Below are 23530 nucleotides of genomic sequence, written 5' to 3' on the forward strand. Positions count from 1 at the left end.
GTAGGACGCCGCCGAACTAATTGTGGGATGGGCCCCGTACCGTGATGGTGCGGGGCCTGTCTGTTTTTGATGAAGCCTCGTTCCCCGAGTTTCGACTCGGGGAACGAGGCTTTTCTGCGTTCCAGGATCTTTCGATGCGGGTGGGCGGGGTGTGGCACATACGCCTGACGAGCCGCCACGAATGACGGCTCGTCAGAATCCCTCTCTGTGGCTCAGGTTGTTGTCGACGTCCACGTCCCCAGCGACATCTCGGCGGTGATGCCGGGGCCGAAGCCGGCCAGCAGGCCGTGCTGTCCGTCCTGCGCCGACCCTTCGTCGAACATCCGGGCCAGGGCGTCCAGCACCACCGCGCTGGCGATGTTGCCGTACTCGGTCAGTGTCGCCCGGCTGAACCGGAATGCCTCCTGCGGCACTTCGAGGAACCGGCTCAGGTCGTCGAGGATGCGCGGACCGCCCGCGTGGACGATGTAGAAGTCCAGGTTGCCCGCGTCCCACTGGTGCTGCTCAGCGAGGCCGCGGAGCGCCGGTGCGAGCGGCTCCATCGTGCCCGGGACCCGCTTGTCCAGCTGGAAGTGGAATCCCGTGGAGCGCACCGCGTACGAGATCCAGTCCTCGGTGTGCGGGATCAGGTACGAGGCGTTCCGCTCCAGATGGACGCCCGTACCGCCCTTGCCGCGCATCACGGCTGCCGCGACCGCGTCCCCGAACAGGCCGTTGGACAGCAGCGATCCGACTCCGACGTCCTCGGGCTGGTAGCACAGCGAGCAGAACTCGCAGGCGACCAGCAGCACGTTGGCGTCTGGATACGCCCGGCAGAAGTCGTGCGCGCGATTGATCGCGGCACCTCCCGCGGCGCAGCCGAGTTGGGCGATCGGGATCTGCCGGGTGTCCGACCGGAACCCCATGTGGTTGATGAGCCACGCCGTCAGTGCCGGCATCATGAAGCCCGTGCACGAGACGTAGATGATGAGGTCGATGTCCCGTGGTTCCAGCTCGGCTTGGTCCAGTGCTTTGCGTACCACGGCGGGGACGCGAGCCTTGGACTCCTCTTCGTAGATGGCACTGCGGGCGTCGAACCCCGGATGCTCCAGCACCTTGTCGATCGGCTGGATCAGATGCCGCCGTACCACGCCCGTATGCTCGATCAGCCTCAGCACGAGATTCAGCTGTGCATGGTTCGCATGCAGCTCTCGTGCCAGTTCGAGGGTGTCGTCCCTGGTGATGATGTATTCAGGGACCGCGATTGCCGGTTTGCACAAAACGGCCATCGATGCACTCCTTGCAGACTGTGGTCCGCCCAGTGCTGTTCTCGCTCTGCATTTCGCGTAGTTGTCACTTCCGTTGTCGGCCGGCGGAATCTTCGGCGATTCCGCCGGCCTGTATGACACAGACCCCTGGAAGGACGCGAGCGGGCCATCTGTCGAAGACTGAACTCTCCCGGTGCAGATGGGTCATTCCTAAGACCGTACGCCAGCGGGGTGAGTTCCGCATTCCGCGGCCGGGACCGCGGATTTACCGCGGCCCCGGCGCCTCACCACACCACCGGCAGAGCCAGTGGGTAACGCCAGATCGCCGTCGTGTTCCAGCGCAGTTCCTCGGCCGGCTTCGCCAGCTTCAGCTCGGGGAACCGCTTCAGCAGGGTGCTGAGCGCGACCTGGAGTTCCGTGAGGGCCAGCGGGGCGCCCAGGCAGTGGTGCGCACCCCAGCCGAACGTCATGTGACCGGTCGCCTCCCGCGTCAGGTCCAACTCGTCGGGGCGCTCGAACTTCGTGCTGTCCCGGTTTGCCGTCAGGTACGAGACGTGCACGACGTCCCCGGCGCGGATCGTGACCCCGCTGAGCTCCACGTCCTCCAGCGCGACCCGCGGGATGCCGACTCCCTTGCGGAACGGGATGAACCGCAGCATCTCCTCCATCGCCTGCGGCAGCGCCTCGGGCCGCTCCCGCAGCATCGCCAGGTCCTTGGGCCGGGTCAGCAGCGTGTAGGAGAGGTTGCCGATCTCGTAGGTCGTGGTGTCCTGACCGGTGATGAGGAGCACCATGGCCATGACCGTGAGTTCCTTCGCGTCCAGGACCTCGTCCCCGACGCGGGCGGTCGCCAGCGCGCTGATCAGGTCGTCCCCGGGGTCCCGGCGGCGCCGTGCGGTCAGCTCCGTGAAGTACTCCCGCATGTCGGCCTTGGCTCGGACGGCGTTGTCCTTGTTGTCGAGGCTGACGTTCATCATCGTCCGGGCGTACCCGCGCAGCTGTGCGCGCTCGCCGTCGGGGATGTCGAGCACCTCGCAGATCGTCGTCAGCGGCAGCGGCGACGCGAGGTTCTCCATGAGGTCGCCCGGCGCCCCGTTCTCGACCATCCGGTCCAGCAGCTCGTCGACGACGTGCTGCGTGCGCGCCCGCATGCGCTCCACCTGCTTCGGCGCGAACGCCTTGGCGACCAGGCTCCGCAGCCGGCTGCTCGCGGGCGGGTCCATCACGTTGATCGCCTCGGCCTGCACGATCGGCTCCGGCGTCATGCGCGGAAAGTCCCGCCCGACGACCGCATGGCGGCTGAACCGCCGGTCCGTCGTCACGGTCCGCACGTCGTCGTACTTCGTGACCAGCCACGCCTCGCCCTCGCCATAGGGCAGCCGAATACGCGCGACCGGCTCTTCGGTCATGATCCGCCGGAGCGTCGGATCGAACTCCAGCGCCTCGGCATAATCGAATGGGCAGTTCCAGACGGTGCTGTCGGCTTCCTGGGCCATTCGGAACTCCTGGAGTGAGAAGGACAGGTGTTTTCGTCAGTTGGATGAATTCCCGAGAGGGCTGGGCGAATTACCGTCCCCGTATCGGGGGCGGTGGGAAGGCACACCTTCCTTCGCTCATCGGCCGCAAAGGTGCCATTTCATCCTGGATATCGTACGAAGCGGCTTGCGGCCCTGCCTCGGCTGTCTCCGTCCGGTAGCCGGAGTCCGCGACGCACCACGCCCCCGCCTTACGCGCCGTTACCCGCCATCACCCGTCACTTCCGGGGCGGAACACACTCGGTGGCCGCCCACCATTCCCTTGCGCCCCATTACGCCGAATGGGTGGCCGGGGGCTGAATGCTCACTCTGCCGGTCGCATCGCATCCGGTACGGCGACGGGCGCGCCCTGGTGAACACGGATAGGGCGGGTGCTTTGGTATTCCGGCGATTTGCCATTCTGGAGGTGTGAAGGTGTGGCGGTTCGGTGGCTTGCCGGTGCGGGGGTCCGGCGGTGTGGTGACCGGCGGTGTGACTGACTGCAGGTCCGGCACCGGCATCCGGTACCGGCACCGGTATCCGCCCCCTGTCCTTTCGGCCGAGGCGCTCAGTCCGTCTGGTGTGCCGCCCGGGCCACGTCCACGAAGTTCTCCAGCGCCTTCCAGAAGGGGGAGTATGCGGCGTTGAACTCCTCGCGGCAGTTCGTGTCCTCGGCCATCCCTGCCCGTAGCGTTTCGTAGAAGGGCCCGGTCGCCTTCTGCAGGGCGAGTGCCGCGGCTGCGGCGGAGGGCGGGCCCTCCAGCTCCACGATTCGCGCGCAGCGGCGGATCTTCGCGTACTCCGCGGTCTCGCGGTCGAGCAGCGCGTCGAGCCTGGAGGTCCGCGTGTCCGAGGCGGACTCCCGCAGTTCCGCGGAAATCTCCCAGTACAACTCGCCGATCCGATGGGTCTGCTCGATCAGATCCAGGTATGCGGTGCGCCGGCTCTCCCGCAGCTTCTCCGCGCGCTGCGAGCGCGCCGCGGTCTCCGCCTGGATTTTGGCCGCCTGCGTACTGCCGCGACTGGTCACCCAGCTGGCCAGTACCGCCGTCCCACCCGTTAGCGCCGCGATTGCCAGAGTCCACACCGTGCTGTCGCCCACGCGGCGCCACAATACCCATCACGTGTCGTACGGTTCGCCGTTCCACCGGGCCCAGCACCACCCCGCGCCGAGACATGTCGTCGCCCGCTTTTTCCTCCCCGCTTTCGCAGTGCCTTGCTCTCCCACTCCTGCCTCACTCCCGCCCTCCATCGCTCCGCATCCCGAACCCCAACTCCAGCTTCACGGACCGGTGCACGGCCGCTCCCGTGCCCGTCGCGTCCCGCCATGGGAATGCGGCCGGTGGCCGCCCCTCCCTACGACCGTCGGCTGCCGGGTCTTCCGGCGGCGGAGGCCGCCTCGCCGTTGGCCATCGCCGCGTCGGCTCCTTCGTGCACCTGCCCGGCGCAGGGCCCCGCCGTCCCGCACCCGGCCGGGGCGCACACTCCGTCGCCGCCCCGCCTCGCTCCGCATCACCTGACGTGCCTCTCACTCAGAGCTAAAGTCGATATATGGCTACAGGGGACCTCCCTGACGAGCTGGCCGACGTACTGGCCGGAATTCAACGGCTGATCCGGCGGCGGCTCCGCCGCGGCCTGCCCGCCCCCCGGCTGCGCGGTGCACAGGTCGAACTCCTGCGGCTGGTCGCCACCCGGCCCGGCATCCGCGTCTCCGCCGCCGCGAAAGAGCTCTACCTCGCGGGCAACTCGGTATCCACCCTGGTCAACCAGCTCAGCCGGGCCGGTTACCTACGCCGCCAGACCGACCCCACCGACCGGCGCTCGGCCCAGCTCTTCCCCACCCCGGTGGCCCGGTCGCGGCTGCACGACTGGGAGACCCGCCGCAGCGCGCTGGTCCGCGAACAGGTCACGCGCCTCACCGAGGCCGACCGGACGGCACTGGAGGCCGCCCTTCCGGCGCTGCGCCGGCTCGCCCACAACCTGCACCAGCAGACGGAGGGACCATGACCAGCGACGACCCGGGCCGTACCGCGCCGTGGACCGCCCCCGGAGAAGCCCCGGACACCGCAGGCACGCAGCCCGGACGCCCGGCGGCTCCCGCCCTGGACCGGTCCCCTGCCCCTGCCCCGGACGAGGCTCTGGGCAGTGACGCCCTCACCTGCCGCGCCCTCCGCTACGCCTTCGGTGAGACCCGTGCCGTGGACGGCGTGGACCTGGCCGTCCGCCCCGGCGAGGTCTTCGGCCTGCTCGGCCCGAACGGCGCGGGCAAGACCACCGCCATCCGCTGCATCACCACCCTCCTGCCGGTCCCCGTGGGGATGGTCCGGGTCTTCGGGCACGACGCGGCGCGGGAGCGGATGGCCGTCCGGCGCCTCCTTGGCTATGTGCCGCAGCAACTGTCCGCCGACGCCGGACTGACCGGCCGGGAGAACGTCGCACTCTTCGCCCGGGTCTTCGACGTCCCCCGACGCGAGCGCGCCGCCCGCGTCACCCAGGCACTGGCCGCCGTCCACCTCACCGACGCTGCCGACCGACTCGCCAAGACGTACTCCGGCGGCATGATCCGCCGCCTGGAACTCGCCCAGGCACTGGTCAGCGCGCCCCGCCTGCTGATGCTCGACGAACCGACGATCGGCCTCGACCCGATCGCCCGCACCAGCGTCTGGGAGCACATCAACGCGGTCCGCGCCGCCACCGGAATGACCGTCCTGGTCACCACCCACTACATGGACGAGGCCGAGCAGTACTGCGACCGCGTCGCCCTGATGCACCGCGGCCGGATCCGTGCCCTGGGCACGCCCGGGGAACTCCGCGAGGCCCTGCGCGTGCGCCGCGCCCGCGCCGCACGCACCGCGACCGCATCGTCCACGCCCCACACTTCTCCCTCGCCCTCGCCCGCAACCTCGCCCACGCCCGCGTCCTCGCCCTCGTACGACGCGGAGCCGACGCTGGAGGACGTCTTCCGGGACGTCGCCGGCACCGGCCTCGACGAGCAGTCAGGAGACTTCCGCGATGTCCGGAGCACCCGTCGTACCGCAGCCCGAGTCGGTTGAGACCGAAGCCGCCACCCGCCACTTGGACCTCCTGCTGGTCCCACCGCGCGCCCGCGCGGGCTGGCGGGTGCTGCCCGCCAGAGTCGCCGCGATGTGCGTGGTCGAGTTGCAGAAACTCCGTCATGACCGCACGGAGCTCTACACGCGCGCCGTCCAACCCGCCCTGTGGCTCGTGGTCTTCGGCGAGACCTTCACCCGTATCAAGGCCATCCCCACCGGTGGCACCCCCTATATCGACTATCTGGCGCCCGGGATCATCGCCCAGTCCGCCATGTTCATCGCGATCTTCTACGGCATCATGATCATTTGGGAGCGGGACGCCGGCATTCTCACCAAGCTGCTGGTCACCCCCACGCCGCGCTCCGCCCTGATCGCCGGCAAGGCGTTCGCCGCCGGGGTGAAGGCACTGCTCCAGGCCGTGGTGGTGATCGTCATCGCCGCCCTGCTGGGGGTGGCCATGACGTGGAACCCACTGCGCCTCCTGGGTGTGGCCGTCGCCGTGGTCCTCGGCTCCGCCTTCTTCTCCTGTCTGTCGATTTCGATCGCCGGCATCGTGCTGACCCGCGACCGCCTGATGGGCATCGGCCAGGCCATCACCATGCCGCTCTTCTTCGCCTCCAACGCCCTCTATCCCGTTGCCGTCATGCCTGGTTGGCTGCAGACCGTCAGCAAGATCAACCCCCTCAGCTATCAGGTCGACGCCCTCCGCGGACTGCTCCTGGGCACCACCTCCCATCTGGCCCTCGACTTCGTCGTGCTCGCCGCCGCGGCGGTCGCCGGTATCGCCACGGCCTCCTCGCTCCTCGGCCGTCTGGCCCGCTGACCCCTCGCCCACCACGCCCCGGGGAACGATCCGTGCCGCCTCCCTCCCGACGGCCCGGACCTCGCCCGCACCCACTCCCGGCAGTCACTCTCCGTACTCATGCACCCACCGTACGAGATGCCACTGACAACGCCCTCGGCCAGCGCAAACACCCGAACCGCCGCCACCGCGCCCGACCCTCGCGCCGACCGGGCGACCGGGCGGGACGCCGTTACGCGCAGACGATGTGAAGCGCGCCCCCTGGCCCGCACATCGGCCTGGATGAAGCCGGGCGGAGAGCGCCGCCTCCCGCCCCCGCTCCCTTGCCTCCTGTCGCATCGCCGCACCGCACTTGATCCCGCCTACGCAGCGCCTCGGCCCCGCCGCCCCTTACGGGGCCGTTGCCGTGACGAAGCCCACGCCTGAGACGGTGGTGCCGCACGCTCGCGGGTGCCCAGCCCTCGTGCGCTAATGCGCACTCAGGGACGTCTGCACCGCCCAATGCTGAGTCCCTGTCAGGTACTTGTGCATGACCTGCCGGGGTGGCACGGCCGGCCGCCGTCACAAGAGAGGATGAACAGGCATACAGAAACTCGACCCGGCAGATCTGCCGAGGTGTCCGCACTGGTCAGGGCGATGAGGCAGGATGAGAGAGCTGCGCCGCCACGTGTGTCGCAGTCGGCGACGTTTGTAGGTTTATCTCTAGAATCGTGCGATGCACATACCGCAGAAAGCCAGCGCTCCTCTGGGTGAGGTGATTCGGTGAACGGCCCCGATGCCACCGACGAGCAGTGGGAAGGGCTCGCTGAAGTCGTACCGCTACGTGGCGGCCGCGAATGGCCCTCCTGGCCCGACCACCGCGCTCTCCCGGACGACGAACCGACCGAGGAGACCCGGCGGTTCATCGTCATCCGCGTCCAGACCTTCGCGGATGCCCGGGAAGTGGCCGAGTACCTCATGGCACAGCTGCCGGTCCTCTTGGACCTCAGCAGTGCGGACACCGATGTCGCCAAGCGCATCCTCGACTTCGCCAGCGGGGTCGTCTTCGGCCTCGGCAGCGGCATGCACCGCGTGGACACCAATGTGTTCCTGCTGGCGCCGGCCGGAACCGAAGTCGCGGAGCCGGCGGCGGGTACCGTCCCCCATTCGTAGGAAGAGCAGTTGGGCGTAACGGTTCTCCGCGCGGGCGACTGCATAGCGTCCCCGCATGGATACCGACAGCGCACGTCCGGCGGTCACCGAATTACGACTGTCCGCCTTCAAGTCCCATCGTGGCGTCACCCTGCCGCTCGGCCCGTTGACGCTGCTCAGTGGAGACAGCGGAAGCGGCAAGTCCAGCGTGCTCCAGGCCTACGAGATCCTCGCCCGGCTCGGCAGCGGCGACCCGTTGGAACGGGCCGTGGGGGTGGTGGCGGGCGGGGCCTCCGCCTGTGTGCCGGCGAGCGCGCGCCCCGATGACCAAGGACGGCGCGGATTCCGCCTCGGCTGTACGGTCGACGGCTCGATGGGCCCCATCCACCTCGATCTCGCCGTACAGGCCGAACCCGAACTCCGCATCGTCGGCGAGCGGTTGACGGGCTGTGGAGAGACGCTGCTCACCACCGCCCTCACCGACCCCACCCGTTCCGCCGTCCAGGCGGCCTGGCACACCGCCGGCGCGACCCCCGTGACGCGTGCTCCACTGCCCGACGACCGGTTGGCCACCTCCCTCCTCCCGCTGCGAGTGGCGGGCAAGACGGAGGGGCAGCGCCTCGTCCTGGCCGCCGCGGAACAAGTCGTGGTCGCCCTGCGTTCGGCCTTCGTGTGCGATCCGCGGCCGGAGGCCATGCGGGGTCAGGCGGCGGGCGGCGTCGCGCCCGACGGTCGTACGGCGGGCGGCGCGTCCGGCGGGGGAGGCGCGGGGCGCGGCACCGGGGCGCGCGGCGGCGGCCGGGGCGGCGGACCGGGCCGTTCCGGGAAGGGCGGAGGAACCGGCGGTCCCGGAGGGCCGACGGCGGGTCCGCTCGGCCGCAAGGGGATCCGGAACGGCGGTGAGGCCAGTGGTTGGGGCCACGACGAGCGCGATGAGGGGCGGCTGCGGTCGTCCTGCGAAAACCTCGCCGCTGTACTGGAGCGCACCAGCCGCGAATGCGCCCGGCGGCACGCCATCTTGGTCGCAGCCGTACGGGATGCCTGCAACGGGCCGGTCGACGGGCTGCGGGCGGTGCCCTGGCAGCCGGATGCCACGACGGCAGGGGACGCCGTGGCCGTCGGGGGAGCCGGCGACGGTGCGGTGGCGGGTGGGCAGGCGGTGCCGGATCCGCAGGCCGTGAGGACGGTCCTCGACCGCGGCGCCCTGGGGGAGATGCCCGTCGAGCAGCTCGGCGACGGTGAGCTGCGGTTCCTCGCGCTGGCGCTGGTGCTCCTCACCGGCCCCGGAGTGTTGGCCATGGATCCGGTCGGGGAGATCCCGTCGGCGCTGCAGCAGATGACGGTGATGGCCGACGGCATGGACCGCTGTATGGACCGCCAGCAGGCCAGGGAACTGGTGTCACTGGCCGTGCGGATGGCCGAACGCGGGCACGTCCGGCTGCTGGGCACGGTGCGGGACCCCTCGGTCGCGGAGGGGCTGCCCGGGGTGCAGGTGCTACACCTAGGGGTATGAGTGAGGATCTTCATGCCCTGCAGCGACGCCTGGCCGACTTCGCGGCCGCCCGGGACTGGCAGCAGTACCACACCCCCAAGAACCTGGCCGCGGCGCTCAGTGTCGAGACCGCGGAACTGGTTGAGATCTTCCAGTGGTTGACGCCGGAGGAGTCGGCGAGCGTGATGGCCGACCCGAAGGCGGCCGGCCGGGTGGAGGACGAGGTCGCTGATGTCCTGGCGTATCTCCTCCAGTTCTGTCAGGCGCTGGGGATCGACCCGTTGACCGCGCTCGCCGCGAAGATCGAACGCAACGAGACGCGGTTCCCGGCGGTCCGGCAGGCGCCCCCGGACCGGCCGCGGGACGGCAAGTGAGCCCCGGTCGAGCGGGGAGCGGGCATCGCGCGACAGGTTGAGGCCGGCGGGGCGGGGCGAGAGCCTCCGCCCCGTCGGCTTTTCCTTGCCGGGTTGCGGGCCGGCTCGCGCTGTGGACCGCGCTGTGGACCGCGCGCCGGTTCATGCGCCACCGCCGTGGCCGCCATCGTCACTGCCGACACGTGGTGTGCGCTGTGAGACCTGCGTGCCGAGCCGAAAGGCAGGGATCGCAGTGGCTGGTGCGCCAAAAGAACGTTGAGAGTCGTACGTGACCCAATTCATGCTGGGTGATGGACGGGAACAGAGAGGCGCACGAGGGAACCCCGAGGGCCGGAAGTGCTGCCGCGACCGCCCCGAATCCGCCTCTCGTCACTCTATGGAGTCATGGATCTTTCCACAGCGCCTTGGTTGTCCACAGATTTGCGAATTCCTCTGGCGTTTTTGGCTGTTGGGCCTCACTCTGGGTAGTGGAAGGAGGGCGGGGTGAATGCGCATGACGAAGGAAGGAGGGACACAGATGGACGCGGTGCGGATCATCGCGGCCAGTCGGCGCGGTCTGGCGCAGGCGAACACGGTGCATGACGTGGTCGTCGAGGCGTGGCAGGCGCAAGCCTTGGCGGAGGCGATAGGCAGCCATCTCGCGATATTCGGTCCGTACGAAGTGCGGTCCAGAGCCCGAGGGTTGGGCGACGCGGGCGGGCGGTTCAGCGGGGGACTGCTGTGCTCGACAGCGACCACCGGCGGGCTGCGGGCAGTCCAGCTGACCGAGATACGCGACGTCAAGTCGGCCTTAATCGGCCTGTCTCAACTGCTCCGAGAGGTGTGCGAGGCGCTGGTGGGAGTGGTGATCTCGGCCGAGGAGGAGGGGATGTACTGGACCTGTGTGGAAGCCATGGACACCGCAGACGAGTCGCGGGACCACGTCGCCGGGATACTGGAGAAGCTGGAGGTGCGCGACCGGCACCTTGCCTAGCAGCGGGCGGGCCGCCTCCCGACCTGCCCCCTGCGACCACGGTCGGCCCGGCTGGCACCCTATGCCGGCTGACCGCTTGAACCGGCATGTCTGGGCAGAGGCACGCAACCCGCGCCCCTGGCCGGCCATGACCGGAAGCGCGACCGCAGACAGCGCGACCGCCCATGTCCCTTTGGCTTTCCTCCATCCCTTCCTTACTGCCAGCGGCATTCCTTCCCTCCCTTCGCCCCTTCCTTTTGTCGATCCCGCCAGTCGATTCCTCTCCGCTGTTCTCCGCCGCTCCTCTTCGCCCCTCCTCGTTGCTTCCTGCTGCTCCCTGCTTCTCTCTGTTTCTCCCTGCGTCCAGCGGTAACCGGCACGGACCTCGCCGACACCTTCCGTTGCCGTCATCGCCACCGTCAGATCCGTTGCCCTTGTTGCGGATCCTTGGCGGCTCAGGTCTTGCAGCCTGCCGGGAGCCGGGAGCCGGGAGCCGGGAGCGGAGAGCGGAGAGCCGGGAGTTCGAGGCCCGGGGCGGGCGTCGGGGAATCGGTCGGGGCCGGTTCGGGACCGAGGGCGTCGCTCATCGCACCCACCACGCACACGGCACGCGCGGGAAGCGGACTCGTCTGGCGCGACGGTAGGCGCTGACGAGTGTTCCGCTGGACACCGTGCAGGATGGAGGTATGGACCTACGCATCTTCACCGAGCCCCAGCAGGGGGCTTCCTACGACACCCTTCTGACGGTCGCCAAGGCCACCGAGGACCTCGGGTTCGACGCCTTCTTCCGTTCCGACCACTACCTGCGGATGGGGGACGCCGACGGTCTGCCCGGCCCGACGGACGCCTGGATCACGCTGGCCGGTCTGGCCCGCGAGACCAAGCGGATCCGGCTCGGCACCCTCATGACGGCAGGCACCTTCCGGCTGCCGGGCGTGCTGGCCATCCAGGTCGCCCAGGTGGACCAGATGTCCGGTGGCCGGATCGAACTCGGCCTGGGTGCCGGGTGGTTCGAGGAGGAGCACAAGGCGTACGGCATCCCGTTCCCCAAGGAGAAGCTCGCGCGGTTGGAGGAACAGCTGGCGATCATCACCGGCCTGTGGGGCACCGAAGTAGGAAAGGAGTTCACTTACGAGGGGAGCTACTACCAGCTGGAGAAGTCGCCCGCGCTGCCCAAGCCCGCTCAGCGCAAGGTGCCGGTGCTGATCGGGGGACACGGCGCGACGCGCACCCCGCGACTGGCCGCGCAGTACGCCGACGAGTTCAACATGCCCTTCGCCTCGCTCGAAGACAGTGAGCGTCAGTTCGGTCGGGTGCGGGCGGCCGCCGAAGCCGTCGGGCGCAAGGGCGACGACCTGGTGTACTCCAACGCCCTGGTCGTCTGCGTCGGCAAGAACGACGCCGAGGTGGCGCGACGGGCCGCGGCCATCGGCCGCGAGGTGCACGAGCTCAAGGCCAACGGTCTGGCGGGCTCGCCCGCGGAGGTCGTGGACAAGCTCGGCCGGTACGCCGCCATCGGCTCGTCCCGGGCCTATCTCCAGATGCTGGATCTGGATGATCTGGACCACCTGGAGCTGATCTCCGCGGAGGTCCAGTCGCAGCTGGGCTGACGTCGCCAGGTCCTTCGGTAGCCGGGGCGGACGCCTCGTGCCTCGCGTTCGGTTGAGGCGGCGAGCCCGTACCGCGGCGTAGACCTGCCTGCCTGTCTGCCCTCGCTCGTGAGGTGATGTGCGTCATGAGCGGGGGCGTCACGATCTCGGGTGCTGCGGTGTCTACCCGGTGAGCCAGGCGCGGCCGTCGTGCCGTGCCTGCCGGCCAGGAGAAGGGACACGGCATGGAAACCGTGACGATACGACGTGTCATTGCGGCGCCGATCGCCGACGTATTCGAGTGGTGCGCGACGAGCACCCACTACACCCGTTCCCCGTTCGTCCTCAGGGCGCGATTGGCTCGGCCGGGAGCGGGCGCGCCCTACGGGGTGGGTGCCGTCCGGTTGCACACCTGGCTCATCGGCTGGTTCCGGGAGCGGATCACTGCGTACAACGCGCCGTACGACTTCGACTACGTCGTCGACCGCAGCTTTCCGCCGGCCCGGCACGAGCTCGGCCGCATGACCTTCACCGAAGTCGCCGAGGGCACCCTGGTCGTCTGGACGACGGTCTGCCAGGTCCCCGCCCCCTTCGGCGCGGACGCCATCACCCGCGTGCTCGCCAAACCCGTCATCACCCACGTCTTCGGCAACATCCTCGCTGCTGCCGATGCGGCGCTCACGGGAAACCGCACCAGTCGCCGCTGATGTCCTTGGCGGGGAACGGGCCGCCGGCGCGGGCGGTTTCGCCGGGCTGGAGAACCGGCGCGCTCCCCGCCAGGTGCGGGGCCCGCGGAAAATCGGTGGGGGAGCGGCACCGTACACACCGATACTCAGCGTGTGTTTCTGACCATAACCACCACCGGTACGACCGACGGCCCCGCGACGGACCTCGGGTTCCTGTTGCACAAGCATCCCGACAAGGCGCAGCAGTTCTCGACCTCGCACGGCACCGCGCACGTCCTCTACCCGGAGGCGGACGCGGAGCGCTGCACGGCTGCGTTGCTGTTGGAGGTCGATCCCGTTGCCCTCGTGCGTCGCGGGCAGGGGAAGGGGCGCGGCGGGGCTCCGGATTCGGCGCTCGGGCGGTACGTGAACGACCGGCCCTACGCGGCGTCGTCCTTGCTGGCGGTGGCGCTGCGGAGCGTTTTCGCGAGCGCGATGAAGGGGCAGTGCGCGGCCCGGCCGGAGCTGACCGGGCGGCCCATGCCGCTGCGCATCGAGGTGCCGGTGCTGCCCGCCCGGGGCGGTGCCGAGCTGGTGGAGAAGCTCTTCGGGCCGCTCGGCTGGTCGGTGCTGGCCGAACCGCTGCCGTTGGACGAGACCTTCCCCGAGTGGGGCGACTCGCGCTATGTACGGCTGGTCCTGGAGGGCGAGTACGAACTCGCCGCCGCGCTACGGCATTTGTATGTGCTGCTGCCGGTCCTGGACGACGCCAAGCACTACTGGGTGATGCCCGACGAGGTCGACAAGCTGCTGCGCGCCGGCGAGGGCTGGCTGGAGCACCACCCGGAGCAGCGGTTGATCGTCGGCCGCTATCTGGCCCGCCGCTGGTCGCTGGCCCGTGAGGCGATGGCGCGGCTGGAACTGGAGCGGCTCGCCGAGACGGACGACGCGGCCGTCGAGGAGATCGACAACGCGGTGGACGAGGATTCCGACACCGAGGAGAAGCCGGTGCCGCTCGCCGTACGGCGACGGGAGGCCGTTCTCGACGTGCTGCGCTCGGCCGGGGCCGCCCGGGTCCTCGATCTTGGCTGCGGGCAGGGGCAGTTGATCGGTGCGCTGCTCAAGGAAGGGCAGTTCACCGAGATCGTCGGGATGGACGTGTCGATGCGGGCGCTCCACGAGGCCCACCGCAGACTCCGCCTCGACCGGATCTCCGAGCGGCAGTCCCAGCGCGTGAGGCTCGTCCAGGGGTCGTTGGCGTACACGGACAGCAGGCTCAAGGGCTACGACGCGGCGGTGCTCAGCGAGGTCGTGGAGCATGTCGACCCGGAGCGGCTGCCAGCACTGGAGTACGCGGTCTTCGGGGCGGCCAGGCCCCGGACGGTCGTCGTGACCACGCCCAACGTCGAGTACAACGTGCGCTGGGAATCGTTGCCCGCCGGGCAGGTGCGGCACGCGGACCACCGGTTCGAGTGGACGCGGGAGGAGTTCCGGCGCTGGGCGGAGGAGGTCGCCGCGCGGCACGGCTATGCGGTGACGTTCGGCCCCGTGGGGCCGGAGGACCCGGAGGTCGGGGCGCCCACTCAGCTTGCGTGCTTCACCTGCGAGGGCGGTGGTGCCCGTGGGGGTGGTGACACCCGCGCGGACCGTAAGGGCGGCAAGGAAAGCAAAGAAAGCAAGGGGAGTGAGGGGAGCAGGGGGAGCAGGGGCGGCGAGAAAGGCGTAACAGGCGTAGAAGGTAGTAGAGGCGTGAGCAATGTGGATGGCGCTGGTGGTGTCCGTAGTGGCCGTGGCGTCATTGGTGACCATGGCGGCGGTGTTGACCATGGTGGCGGTGGTGTCAGTGGCGACCGGGGTGTCCGGGGTGTCAGTGGTGTCGGTGGCGGGCCGGTCGATGGGAAGGGGGCAGTGGCATGAGTGACGGGAACGGTGCGTCGCAGCCGCAGGCGCGACCGCAGTCGCGGCCGGAGGCGCAGGCCGGGCGGCAGTCGGTTCGTGCGCCGCGCCCGGCGGCGGGTTCGCTGGCTGTGCCCGATCTGTCGCTGGTGGTGCTGATCGGCGCGACCGGCTCCGGCAAGTCGACCTTCGCCGCCCGGCACTTCAAACCGACCGAGGTGATCTCGTCGGACTTCTGCCGGGGGCTGGTCAGCGACGACGAGAACGACCAGGCCGCCAGTGGCGATGCCTTCGAGGTCCTGCACTTCATCGTCGGCAAGCGGCTCGCGGCCGGGCGGTTGACGGTGGTGGACGCCACCAACGTGCAGGCCGAATCGCGCGCCCGGCTGGTGCGGCTGGCCCGCGAGCACGATGTCCTGCCGGTGGCGATCGTGCTGGACGTGCCCGAGCACGTCTGCGCCGAGCGGAACGCGGCGCGCGCCGACCGGGTCGGGCTGCCGCGTCGTGTCATCCAGCGGCACCAGCGCGAACTGCGGCGCTCGGTGGGGAAGTTGGAGCGCGAGGGGTTCCGGAAGGTGCACCTCCTGCGTGGCGAGCGGGAGATCGAGGCCGCGGAGGTCGTCAGGGAGCGGCGGTTCAACGACCTGCGGCACCTCGCGGGGCCGTTCGACATCGTCGGCGACATCCACGGTTGCCGCTCCGAGCTGGAGACCCTGCTGGGCCGGCTCGGCTACGAGCTCGCCCGGGACGGGCAGGGGCGGGCCGTGGACGCGGTGCACCCCGAGGGCCGTACGGCGGTCTTCGTCGGTGACCTCGTCGACCGGGGGCCGGACAGTCCGGGCGTACTGCGCCTGGTGACGGGAATGGTGGCGTCCGGTCACGCACTGTGCGTATCCGGGAATCACGAGAACAAGCTCGGGCGTTATCTCAGTGGTCGCGCGGTGCAGCACACGCACGGCCTCGCTGAAACCGTCGAGCAGTTCGAGAAGGAGGACGAGGCGTTCCGCGCCGGGGCCGCGGAGTTCATCAGGGGGCTGGTCAGTCACTACGTCCTGGACGGGGGTGGATTGGTGGTCTGCCATGCCGGGCTGCCGGAGAAGTACCACGGCCGTACGTCGGGCCGGGTGCGGTCCTTCGCGCTGTACGGCGACACCACCGGCGAGACCGACGAGTTCGGCCTGCCCGTGCGCTATCCGTGGGCGGAGGAGTACCGCGGCCGCGCCGCCGTCGTCTACGGCCACACGCCCACCCCGCGCGCCGGCTGGCTCAACAACACCATCTGCCTGGACACCGGCTGCGTCTTCGGCGGGAAGTTGACCGCGCTGCGCTGGCCGGAGCGTGAACTGGTCGACGTACCGGCCGAGCGCGTCTGGTACGAGCCGACCAAACCGCTGGCCACGGAAGCGCCGGGCGGGGCGGACGGTCGCCCGCTGGATCTCGGCGACGTGGCCGGCCGGCGGATCGTGGAGACCCGCCACATGGGCCGCCTCGCCGTGAAGGAGGAGAACGCCGCGGCCGCGCTGGAAGTGATGAGCCGCTTCGCGATAGACCCGCGGCTGCTGCCGTATCTCCCGCCGACCATGGCGCCCTGCGCGACCGCCAGACCGTCCGAGGAGGCGGACGCACGCGACGAAGGCTTCCTGGAGCACCCGCTGGAGGCGTTCGCCGAGTACCGCGCGGCGGGCGTCCGCGAAGTGGTGTGCGAGGAGAAGCACATGGGTTCCCGGGCGGTGGTGCTGGTCTGCCGGGACGAGGCGGTGGCCCGTGAGCGCTTCGGGGTGACGGGCGAAGACGTCTCGGGTGCCCTGTACACCCGCACCGGACGGCCGTTCTTCGACGACCGGGAGACGACGGAGCGGATACTGCGGCGGGTCCGCGACTGTGCGGACCAGGCCGGGTTGTGGGCCGAGCTGGACACCGAATGGCTGCTGCTGGACGCCGAGTTGATGCCGTGGTCCCTCAAGGCGACGGGTCTGTTGCGGACGCAGTACGCGGCGGTCGGCGCGGCGTCCGGGGCGGTGTTCCCGGGGGCGCTCGGCGCGCTGGAGGCGGCGGCCGCCCGCGGGGTCGAGGTGGCGGCGCTGCTCGACCGGCAGCGCGGGCGGGCCGCCGATGCCGCGGCGTTCACCGACGCGTACCGGCGGTACTGCTGGCGGGTCGGGGAAACGGCACCGACTGCGGCCGACGCGCAGCCGGGGCCGACCGTACCGGCTGGACCGACCGGGCCGACTGGACGGACCGGGCAGGCGGGACGCGGCGGGCTGGCCGGGATCCGGCTCGCGCCCTTCCAGGTACTCGCCGTTGAGGGGCGCAGCCTGGCCGCCGTGCCGCACACCGAGCAACTGGCCCTGATCGACCGGCTGATAGCGGCCGATCAGGCGCTCCCGGCGGGGGCGTGGGAAGACACGGCGGCCCACGACGCCGGGACGCCCGGCGTACTCGCTGCGCCTGGCGCCGCAGCGCCCGCCGCCGACCGAATACGGCTGCTCGCGCCGACCCGGCGGCTGGTCGTCGACACCGAGGACGAGGCGTCGGTCGCGGCGGGTGTCGCGTGGTGGCTGGATCTGACCGCCGGCGGCGGTGAGGGCATGGTCGTCAAGCCGGTCCGGGCGCTGGTCCGGCAGCCGGACGGCCGGCTCGTCCAGCCGGGCATCAAGTGCCGTGGCCGGGAGTACCTGCGGATCATCTACGGTCCGGAGTACACCCGCCCGGACAACCTGCGGCGGCTGCGCATCCGCCACCTCGGCCACAAGCGTTCGCTGGCCCTGCGCGAGTACGCACTGGGGCTGGAGGCGCTCGACCGGCTGGCGGACGGGGAACCGCTCTGGCGGGTGCACGAAGCGGTCTTCGCGGTGCTCGCGCTGGAGTCGGAGCCGGTGGACCCACGGCTGTAACCGGCCACGGCGGGTCCGCAACCGGCCGCGGGTCCGCCGCGTCCAGGGCTCGGCGTCGGCGGTTCACGCCACCGGTGCCACGGGTGCCCCCGATGGGACAGGGGCTCCCGATGGGACAGGGGCCACGGGTGCCACGGGTGCGACTGATGCCACCCGTGCCGTCCGGTACGTCCGCCGGTAGTCGACCGGGGGCACGCCCATCGCCCGGGTGAAGTGGCGGCGGAGGTTGGCGGCCGTTCCCAGGCCGGCGACCTCCGCCACCCGGTCCACTGGCAGATCGGTGCTCTCCAGCAACTCGCGTGCACGGGCGATGCGTTGGGACTGGAGCCACTGCATCGGCGTGGTCCCGGTCGCGGCGTGGAAGCGCCGGACGAGGGTGCGCGGGCTGGTGTGCGCGTACCGCGCGAGGTCGGCGACGGTCAGCGGTTCGCGGAGCCGTTCGGCGGCCCAGTGCAGCACCGGCGCCAGGGAGTCGTCGCGGCGTTCCGGCAGCGGCGTCTCGATGTACTGCGCCTGGCCGCCGGGGCGGTGCGCGGGCGCGACCAGCTGCCGGGCGTAGGAGTTGGCGACGCCGGTGCCGAAGTCCTCGCGGATGAGGTGCAGGCAGACGTCGATGGAGGCGGTGGCGCCCGCGCCGGTGAGCACATCGCCGTGGTCGACGTAGAGGACCGACGGGTCCACGGTGACCTTCGGATAGCGCTCGGCGAGCAGGGCCGCGTACATCCAGTGGGTGGCCGCGGTCCGGCCGTCGAGCAGTCCGGTCGCGGCGAGGGTGAAGGCACCGGAACAGAACGAGACCAGGCGTGCGCCGAGCCGATGGGCCTCGCGCAGCGCCGCGACGAGTTCGGCCGGCGGGTCGCCGTGGACGTCCGCGGACGCCGGCACGATGACCGTGTCGGCGGAGATCAGGTCCTCGATGCCGTGCGGGGTCCGGGCACTGAACCACGGCCCGGCGAGCGGCGCTTCACCCTCCGTGCCCCCGATCGCGCACACCCGGAGGTCGTACCAGTCCGGAGGCGGCTGGAGCCGGTCGAAGCCGAAGATGTGGCAGGGGACGGAGAGTTCGAAGAACGGCATGCCGTCGGTGACGGCGATCGCGATCGAGGGCATGGCGCGAGTGTGGCAGAACGGGTGGCAGGAATGTAGCGGGTGGTGGCAGGGCTGCCACTCGTGACGGGGGTGCCTACGGCCGATGCTTGAGCGACATGACCACTCCTCTTCCGGGAAGCCCGGGGACGGGTGCGCCCACCGGCGCCACCCCCGCTACCCGCCGACCCGACGACAACGGGCACCCCTGCGCCCCGGCCACCGGCCCGCAGCCCCGCACCTCGACGACCGTCGCGCGGCCGTCAGTCCGTGCCACCGGCCGACAGGCCGACGCCTCCGCCGACCCCGCGGCAGCCCGCGTAGAACCCGGCCCGCGCGTGGCCCCCGCCCCCCGGGCAACTTCCGACCGGCCCGCAGCCTCCGACCGGCCTGTAGCCTCCGACCGGCCCGCAGCCTCCGGCCCCGGCGATGCGCCAGAGCCTGGCGATGCGCCCGACCCCCGCCGCTGGCTGATCCTGACGATCGCCTCCGCGGCGCAGTTCCTCGCCGTACTCGACCTGATCGCGGTCACCATCGCGTTCCCGGCGATCGGCCAGGACTTCGCACCGGCACCCGCCTCCGCGCTCTCCTGGGTGCTCAACGGCTACACCGTCGTGCTCGCCGCGCTCCTCGTACCCGCCGGGCGGCTCGCCGACGAGGCCGGGCGGCGGCGCTGCTTCCTCATCGGCATGGTGCTGTTCGGCCTGGCATCGGCGGCCTGTGGGGCGGCGCCCACACTCACCCTGCTCGTCGTGGCGCGCGTGGTGCAGGGCGCGGCCGCCGCCGTGCTGATCCCCACCTCCCTCTCCCTCGCGCTGCCCGCCTTCCCGGCCCGCGAGCGGGCGACCGCGGTCGGCGCGTGGACGGCGGTCAGCGCCGTGGCCGCGAGTTCCGGGCCGGTGATCGGCGGGCTGCTCGCCGCCTCCGACTGGCGGCTGATCTTCCTGATCAACGTTCCGGTGGTGCTGCTCGCGGTCGGCGCGGGCGTCCGACTGCTGCCCCGCTCGGCACGCGGGCCGCGGCAGGCGCTCGACCTGCCGGGGACGGCGTTGGTGCTGGTCTGCATCGGTGCGCTGGTGACCGCGTGCGTCCAGGCCCCCGAGTGGGGGTATGCCGCCCCGGTCACGCTCGCCGTCCTCGCCGCCGGTGTACTGGCCGGTGTGCTGGGCGTGCGCCATGTCCGACGGGCCGCGCAACCCATCCTGCACCCGGTGCTCTTCCGCACCCCCGGATTCACCCCGGCCACCCTGGGGCTGCTCGGCTACTTCGTCGCCTACGGGGCGATGATGCTCGCCGCCAGCCTGTTGTTCACCGACGTCTGGCACTACTCGGTACGGACGGCAGGGCTGGCGATGGCGCCCTGGCCGCTGACCGTACTGGTGGTCTCCGCGGTCTCCGGCCGGATCGTCGGGGCGGTCGGTGGCCGGGGGACGGCGGTGATCGGCGCGCTGGGGTTCGTGGCGGCCGCCCTGTGGTGGATCGTCCTGGCCGGCGACGGGAGCGGGGGCACGCACTACGCGGTGCGGTTCCTGCCCGGGTTGATCTTCGCGGGGATCGGCACCGGGCTGTACCAGCCGGTGATGTTCGCCGCCGCGGGGTCGCTGCCCAGTAGCCAACTCTCCCTCGGTTCGGGGGTCCTGATGGTCTCCCGGCAGGCCGGAACCGCGCTCGGCGTCGCCGTACTGGTCGCCACCATGGGCGGCCAGCAGCACCCGGAGTTCGGGGCGCTGCGCGGCGGCTGGATCATCGCGGCGGTGATGTCGGCGGGCGCGGTGGCCGCGGCGCTGAGGTTGCGGCGGTGCTGATCCCGGGGCGGTAGATGGGGAGCGCGAGGGAGACGGGCTGCCTGGGGGTGGGGGTGGGAGTGGGGGTGTCGGAGCGGGGGCTCGGGGGCGGGTGCGGCGCCCACCAACACCCCCCGACATCCCCGACTCCCGACGTCGCGCGCTCCGAGCCGACAAGATGGGGAGATGGGATTCCATGTCGACTCAGAGGCCGGGCGGCTGCGCCGGGTGATCCTGCACCGCCCCGATCTGGAACTGAAGCGGCTCACCCCCTCCAACAAGGACACCCTGCTCTTCGACGACGTGCTGTGGGTCCGTCGGGCCCGGGCCGAGCACGACGGGTTCGCGGACGTGCTCCGCGACCGGGGCGTCGAGGTGCACCTCTTCGGGGATCTGCTGGCCGACAGCCTGCAGATCCCCCAGGCGCGCACGCTGGTCCTGGACCGGGTCTTCGACGAGAACGAGTACGGGCCGCTGGCGACCGACCACTTGCGGGCGGCGTTCGAGGAACTGCCGGTGTCCGAACTCGTCGAGGCGCTGGTCGGCGGGATGACCAAGCGCGAGTTCCTGGAACGCCACCCCGAACCCACCTCGGTCCGCTTCCACGTGATGGACCTCGACGACTTCCTGTTGGGTCCGCTGCCCAACCACCTCTTCACCCGCGACACCTCCGCCTGGATCTACGACGGGGTGTCGATCAACTCGATGCGCTGGCCCGCCCGGCAGCGCGAGACCGTGCACTACGAAGCCATCTACCACTACCACCCGCTCTTCCGCGACGAGTCCTTCCACGTCTGGTCCGAGGGCCAGGCGGACTACCCCTCGACGATCGAGGGCGGCGACGTCCTGGTGATGGGGAACGGCGCGGTGCTGATCGGCATGAGCGAGCGGACCACTCCGCAGGCGGTGGAACTCCTGGCCCGCGGGCTGTTCGAGGCGGGGTCCGCGCAGACGATCGTGGCGCTGGACATGCCCAAGCGACGGGCGTTCATGCACCTGGACACCGTGATGACCATGATCGACGGGGACACCTTCACCCAGTACGCGGGTCTGGGCATGCTCCGCTCGTACACCATCGAACCGGGCGCGGGTGCGCAGGACCTCAAGGTCACCGACCATCCGCCGGAGCACATGCACCGCGCCATAGCGGCCTCCCTGGGCCTCTCCGACATCCGGGTGCTCACCGCGACCCAGGACGTGCACGCCGCCGAACGCGAGCAGTGGGACGACGGCTGCAACGTGCTGGCGGTGGAGCCGGGCGTGGTGGTGGCCTACGAGCGGAACGTCACCACCAACACCTTCCTGCGCAAGCGCGGCATCGAGGTGATCACGATCCCCGGGAGCGAGCTGGGCCGGGGCCGCGGCGGACCGCGCTGTATGAGCTGCCCGGTGACGAGGGACGCCGTGCCGGGCGTGGGCTGAGAGGGGCGTGGGCTGAGAGGGGCGTGGGCCGAGCCGGCAGGACGGTCCGGGTGGGCGGGCCCGCCGGGTCCGTGTCACGGTGGGGTGCCGGGCCGCGGCATCAGTCCAGGCCCGGCCCCACCGGGCCGCACCAGCCCCCACCGAACCGCACCAGCCCCCACCGAACCGCACCAGCCCCCACCGGACCGCAGCACACCGCACCGCACCGCATCGGGTTGGAGCACGCTCATGGGGGAAGACTCCGTATAGAGATACGGCACCTCGTATACACTTCCAGTGTTCGAGCGCGATCCGATCCACCCATCGGATCCGTCCGATCCGCCCACCGGGACTGGTCCGACCCTCGGCCCGGCCCCGGTATCGGCCCGACGCCGACCGCAAGATCCGACGCCGACATCGGCCCGCCCCCGCTTGCGGCCCGCCCCGGCATCGGCCCCGCTCCACCCCGCTCCACCCCATCCATCCCGACCGCCGCGAACCAGGAGCCCACCCATGGCGATAGACCTCACGGGCCGCCACTTCCTCAAGGAGCTGGACTTCAGCGCCGAGGAGTTCCGCCGACTGATCGACCTGGCCGCCGAGCTGAAGGCGGCCAAGCACGCCGGTACCGAGGTCCGCCGCCTGAACGGCCGCAACATCGCCCTGATCTTCGAGAAGACCTCGACCCGGACCCGCTGCTCCTTCGAGGTCGCGGCCGCGGACCAGGGCGCCACGACCACCTATCTCGACCCGACCGGTTCGCAGATCGGGCACAAGGAGTCGGTCAAGGACACCGCCCGCGTCCTGGGCCGGATGTTCGACGCCATCGAGTTCCGCGGCAGCGCCCACGCCGACGTCGAAGAACTCGCCGCGCACGCCGGGGTGCCCGTCTACAACGGGCTCACCGACGACTGGCACCCGACCCAGATGCTCGCCGACGTCCTGACCATGATCGAGCACGGCGGCGGCCGCCCCCTGGAGGAGACCGCCTTCGCCTACCTCGGCGACGCCCGCAACAACATGGGCAACTCCTACCTCGTCACCGGCGCCCTGCTCGGCATGGACGTACGGATCGTGGCGCCCCGGAAGCTCTGGCCCGAAGAGGCCGTCATCGCCCGGGCGCGGGCGCTCGCGGAGACCAGCGGGGCCCGGATCACCCTGACCGAGGAGGTCGCCGAGGGCGTGCGGGGCGCCGACTTCGTCGCCACCGACGTGTGGGTCTCCATGGGCGAGCCCAAGGAGGTCTGGGACGAGCGGATCGCGCTGCTCGCCCCGTACGCGGTCACGATGGACGTGCTGCGCGCCACCGGCAAGCCCGGGGTGAAGTTCCTGCACTGCCTGCCCGCCTACCACGACCTCGGCACCGAGGTCGGCCGGGAGATCCACGCCCGCCACGGCCTGACCTCGCTGGAGGTCACCGACGAGGTCTTCGAGTCGGCGCACTCGGTCGTCTTCGACGAGGCGGAGAACCGGATGCACACCATCAAGGCCGTGATGGTGGCGACGCTGGCCGGCTAGCCGGGCGGCTCCTCCCTGCCGCCCGTCGGGGCACCGGGCAGGGCGCAGCCGTCCGCCCCATGCGCGGTCAGGCGGCCCGGATGGTTACCATCGAGCCGCTCACGGGGTCCGGACCCACCGGTTCGGACCCCG

General features: G+C 70.8%; 18 protein-coding genes. 14 read left to right on the forward strand and 4 right to left on the reverse strand.

The genetic code is table 11. The features are described 5' to 3' along the window. Positions 1-212: 212 nt before the first annotated feature. The 3 genes from CG747_RS17750 to CG747_RS17760 all read right to left on the reverse strand — a co-directional run bounded on the left by CG747_RS17750 (position 213) and on the right by CG747_RS17760 (position 3863). A complete protein-coding gene (locus tag CG747_RS17750) occupies positions 213-1268 on the reverse strand; it encodes a type III polyketide synthase (RefSeq protein ID WP_100602729.1) in 1056 nt (351 codons plus the stop codon). A 263-nt stretch (positions 1269-1531) separates the two neighbouring features. After that, positions 1532-2743, reverse strand: coding sequence for a cytochrome P450 (locus tag CG747_RS17755; RefSeq protein WP_100602730.1), 1212 nt, complete (start codon positions 2741-2743; stop codon positions 1532-1534). A gap of 586 nt (positions 2744-3329) precedes the next feature. After that, entirely contained in the window at positions 3330-3863 is a 534-nt protein-coding gene (locus CG747_RS17760; protein ID WP_100602914.1) for a hypothetical protein, read from the reverse strand. A 449-nt stretch (positions 3864-4312) separates the two neighbouring features. Here CG747_RS17760 and CG747_RS17765 point away from each other — a divergent pair, with 449 nt between their 5' ends. The 11 genes from CG747_RS17765 to CG747_RS17820 all read left to right on the forward strand — a co-directional run bounded on the left by CG747_RS17765 (position 4313) and on the right by CG747_RS17820 (position 17609). After that, positions 4313-4768, forward strand: coding sequence for a MarR family winged helix-turn-helix transcriptional regulator (locus tag CG747_RS17765; RefSeq protein WP_100602731.1), 456 nt, complete (start codon positions 4313-4315; stop codon positions 4766-4768). Beyond that, on the forward strand, positions 4765-5814 hold the full coding sequence (locus tag CG747_RS17770) for an ATP-binding cassette domain-containing protein (protein ID WP_100602732.1): 1050 nt from the start codon (positions 4765-4767) through the stop codon (positions 5812-5814). The genes CG747_RS17765 and CG747_RS17770 overlap by 4 nt, the downstream gene beginning before the upstream one ends. Continuing rightward, entirely contained in the window at positions 5774-6637 is an 864-nt protein-coding gene (locus CG747_RS17775) for an ABC transporter permease (protein WP_100602733.1), read from the forward strand. Before CG747_RS17770 ends, CG747_RS17775 begins: the two co-directional genes overlap by 41 nt. A 741-nt stretch (positions 6638-7378) precedes the next feature. Then, complete coding sequence (locus CG747_RS17780; protein ID WP_100602734.1) at positions 7379-7768, forward strand: cell division protein SepF; 390 nt, start codon at positions 7379-7381, stop codon at positions 7766-7768. Between the two features lie 55 nt (positions 7769-7823). After that, entirely contained in the window at positions 7824-9260 is a 1437-nt protein-coding gene (locus CG747_RS17785; protein WP_100602735.1) for a biotin transporter BioY, read from the forward strand. Continuing rightward, positions 9257-9613 (forward strand): nucleotide pyrophosphohydrolase, encoded by a 357-nt coding sequence (locus tag CG747_RS17790; RefSeq protein WP_100602736.1) that lies wholly within the window; start codon positions 9257-9259, stop codon positions 9611-9613. The genes CG747_RS17785 and CG747_RS17790 overlap by 4 nt, the downstream gene beginning before the upstream one ends. A 517-nt stretch (positions 9614-10130) precedes the next feature. Beyond that, positions 10131-10586, forward strand: coding sequence for a DUF6099 family protein (locus tag CG747_RS17795; RefSeq protein WP_100602737.1), 456 nt, complete (start codon positions 10131-10133; stop codon positions 10584-10586). A 665-nt stretch (positions 10587-11251) separates the two neighbouring features. Further along, positions 11252-12175: an LLM class F420-dependent oxidoreductase gene (locus CG747_RS17805; protein WP_100602739.1), complete on the forward strand. Its 924-nt coding sequence runs from the start codon at positions 11252-11254 to the stop codon at positions 12173-12175. A gap of 224 nt (positions 12176-12399) precedes the next feature. Beyond that, the gene (locus CG747_RS17810; protein WP_100602740.1) at positions 12400-12861 is read left to right on the forward strand and encodes an SRPBCC family protein; all 462 of its coding nucleotides are present in this window, start codon (positions 12400-12402) and stop codon (positions 12859-12861) included. A gap of 132 nt (positions 12862-12993) precedes the next feature. Continuing rightward, a complete protein-coding gene (locus CG747_RS17815) occupies positions 12994-14736 on the forward strand; it encodes a 3' terminal RNA ribose 2'-O-methyltransferase Hen1 (protein ID WP_257980498.1) in 1743 nt (580 codons plus the stop codon). Further along, complete coding sequence (locus CG747_RS17820; RefSeq protein ID WP_257980499.1) at positions 14733-17609, forward strand: polynucleotide kinase-phosphatase; 2877 nt, start codon at positions 14733-14735, stop codon at positions 17607-17609. Before CG747_RS17815 ends, CG747_RS17820 begins: the two co-directional genes overlap by 4 nt. A 63-nt stretch (positions 17610-17672) precedes the next feature. Here CG747_RS17820 and CG747_RS17825 read toward each other — a convergent pair whose 3' ends face one another. Continuing rightward, on the reverse strand, positions 17673-18719 hold the full coding sequence (locus CG747_RS17825) for a GlxA family transcriptional regulator (RefSeq protein ID WP_100602741.1): 1047 nt from the start codon (positions 18717-18719) through the stop codon (positions 17673-17675). 95 nt (positions 18720-18814) lie between these two features. Here CG747_RS17825 and CG747_RS17830 point away from each other — a divergent pair, with 95 nt between their 5' ends. The 3 genes from CG747_RS17830 to argF all read left to right on the forward strand — a co-directional run bounded on the left by CG747_RS17830 (position 18815) and on the right by argF (position 23398). After that, on the forward strand, positions 18815-20500 hold the full coding sequence (locus CG747_RS17830) for an MFS transporter (protein ID WP_257980500.1): 1686 nt from the start codon (positions 18815-18817) through the stop codon (positions 20498-20500). A gap of 165 nt (positions 20501-20665) precedes the next feature. Next, positions 20666-21901, forward strand: coding sequence for an arginine deiminase (locus tag CG747_RS17835; RefSeq protein ID WP_100602742.1), 1236 nt, complete (start codon positions 20666-20668; stop codon positions 21899-21901). Positions 21902-22393: 492 nt separating this feature from the next. After that, on the forward strand, positions 22394-23398 hold the full coding sequence (gene argF, locus CG747_RS17840) for an ornithine carbamoyltransferase (RefSeq protein ID WP_100602743.1): 1005 nt from the start codon (positions 22394-22396) through the stop codon (positions 23396-23398). Positions 23399-23530 lie beyond the last annotated feature (132 nt).

The organism is Streptomyces sp. CB02959 (genome assembly GCF_002803155.1).
In the GTDB taxonomy this organism is placed as follows: domain Bacteria; phylum Actinomycetota; class Actinomycetes; order Streptomycetales; family Streptomycetaceae; genus Streptomyces.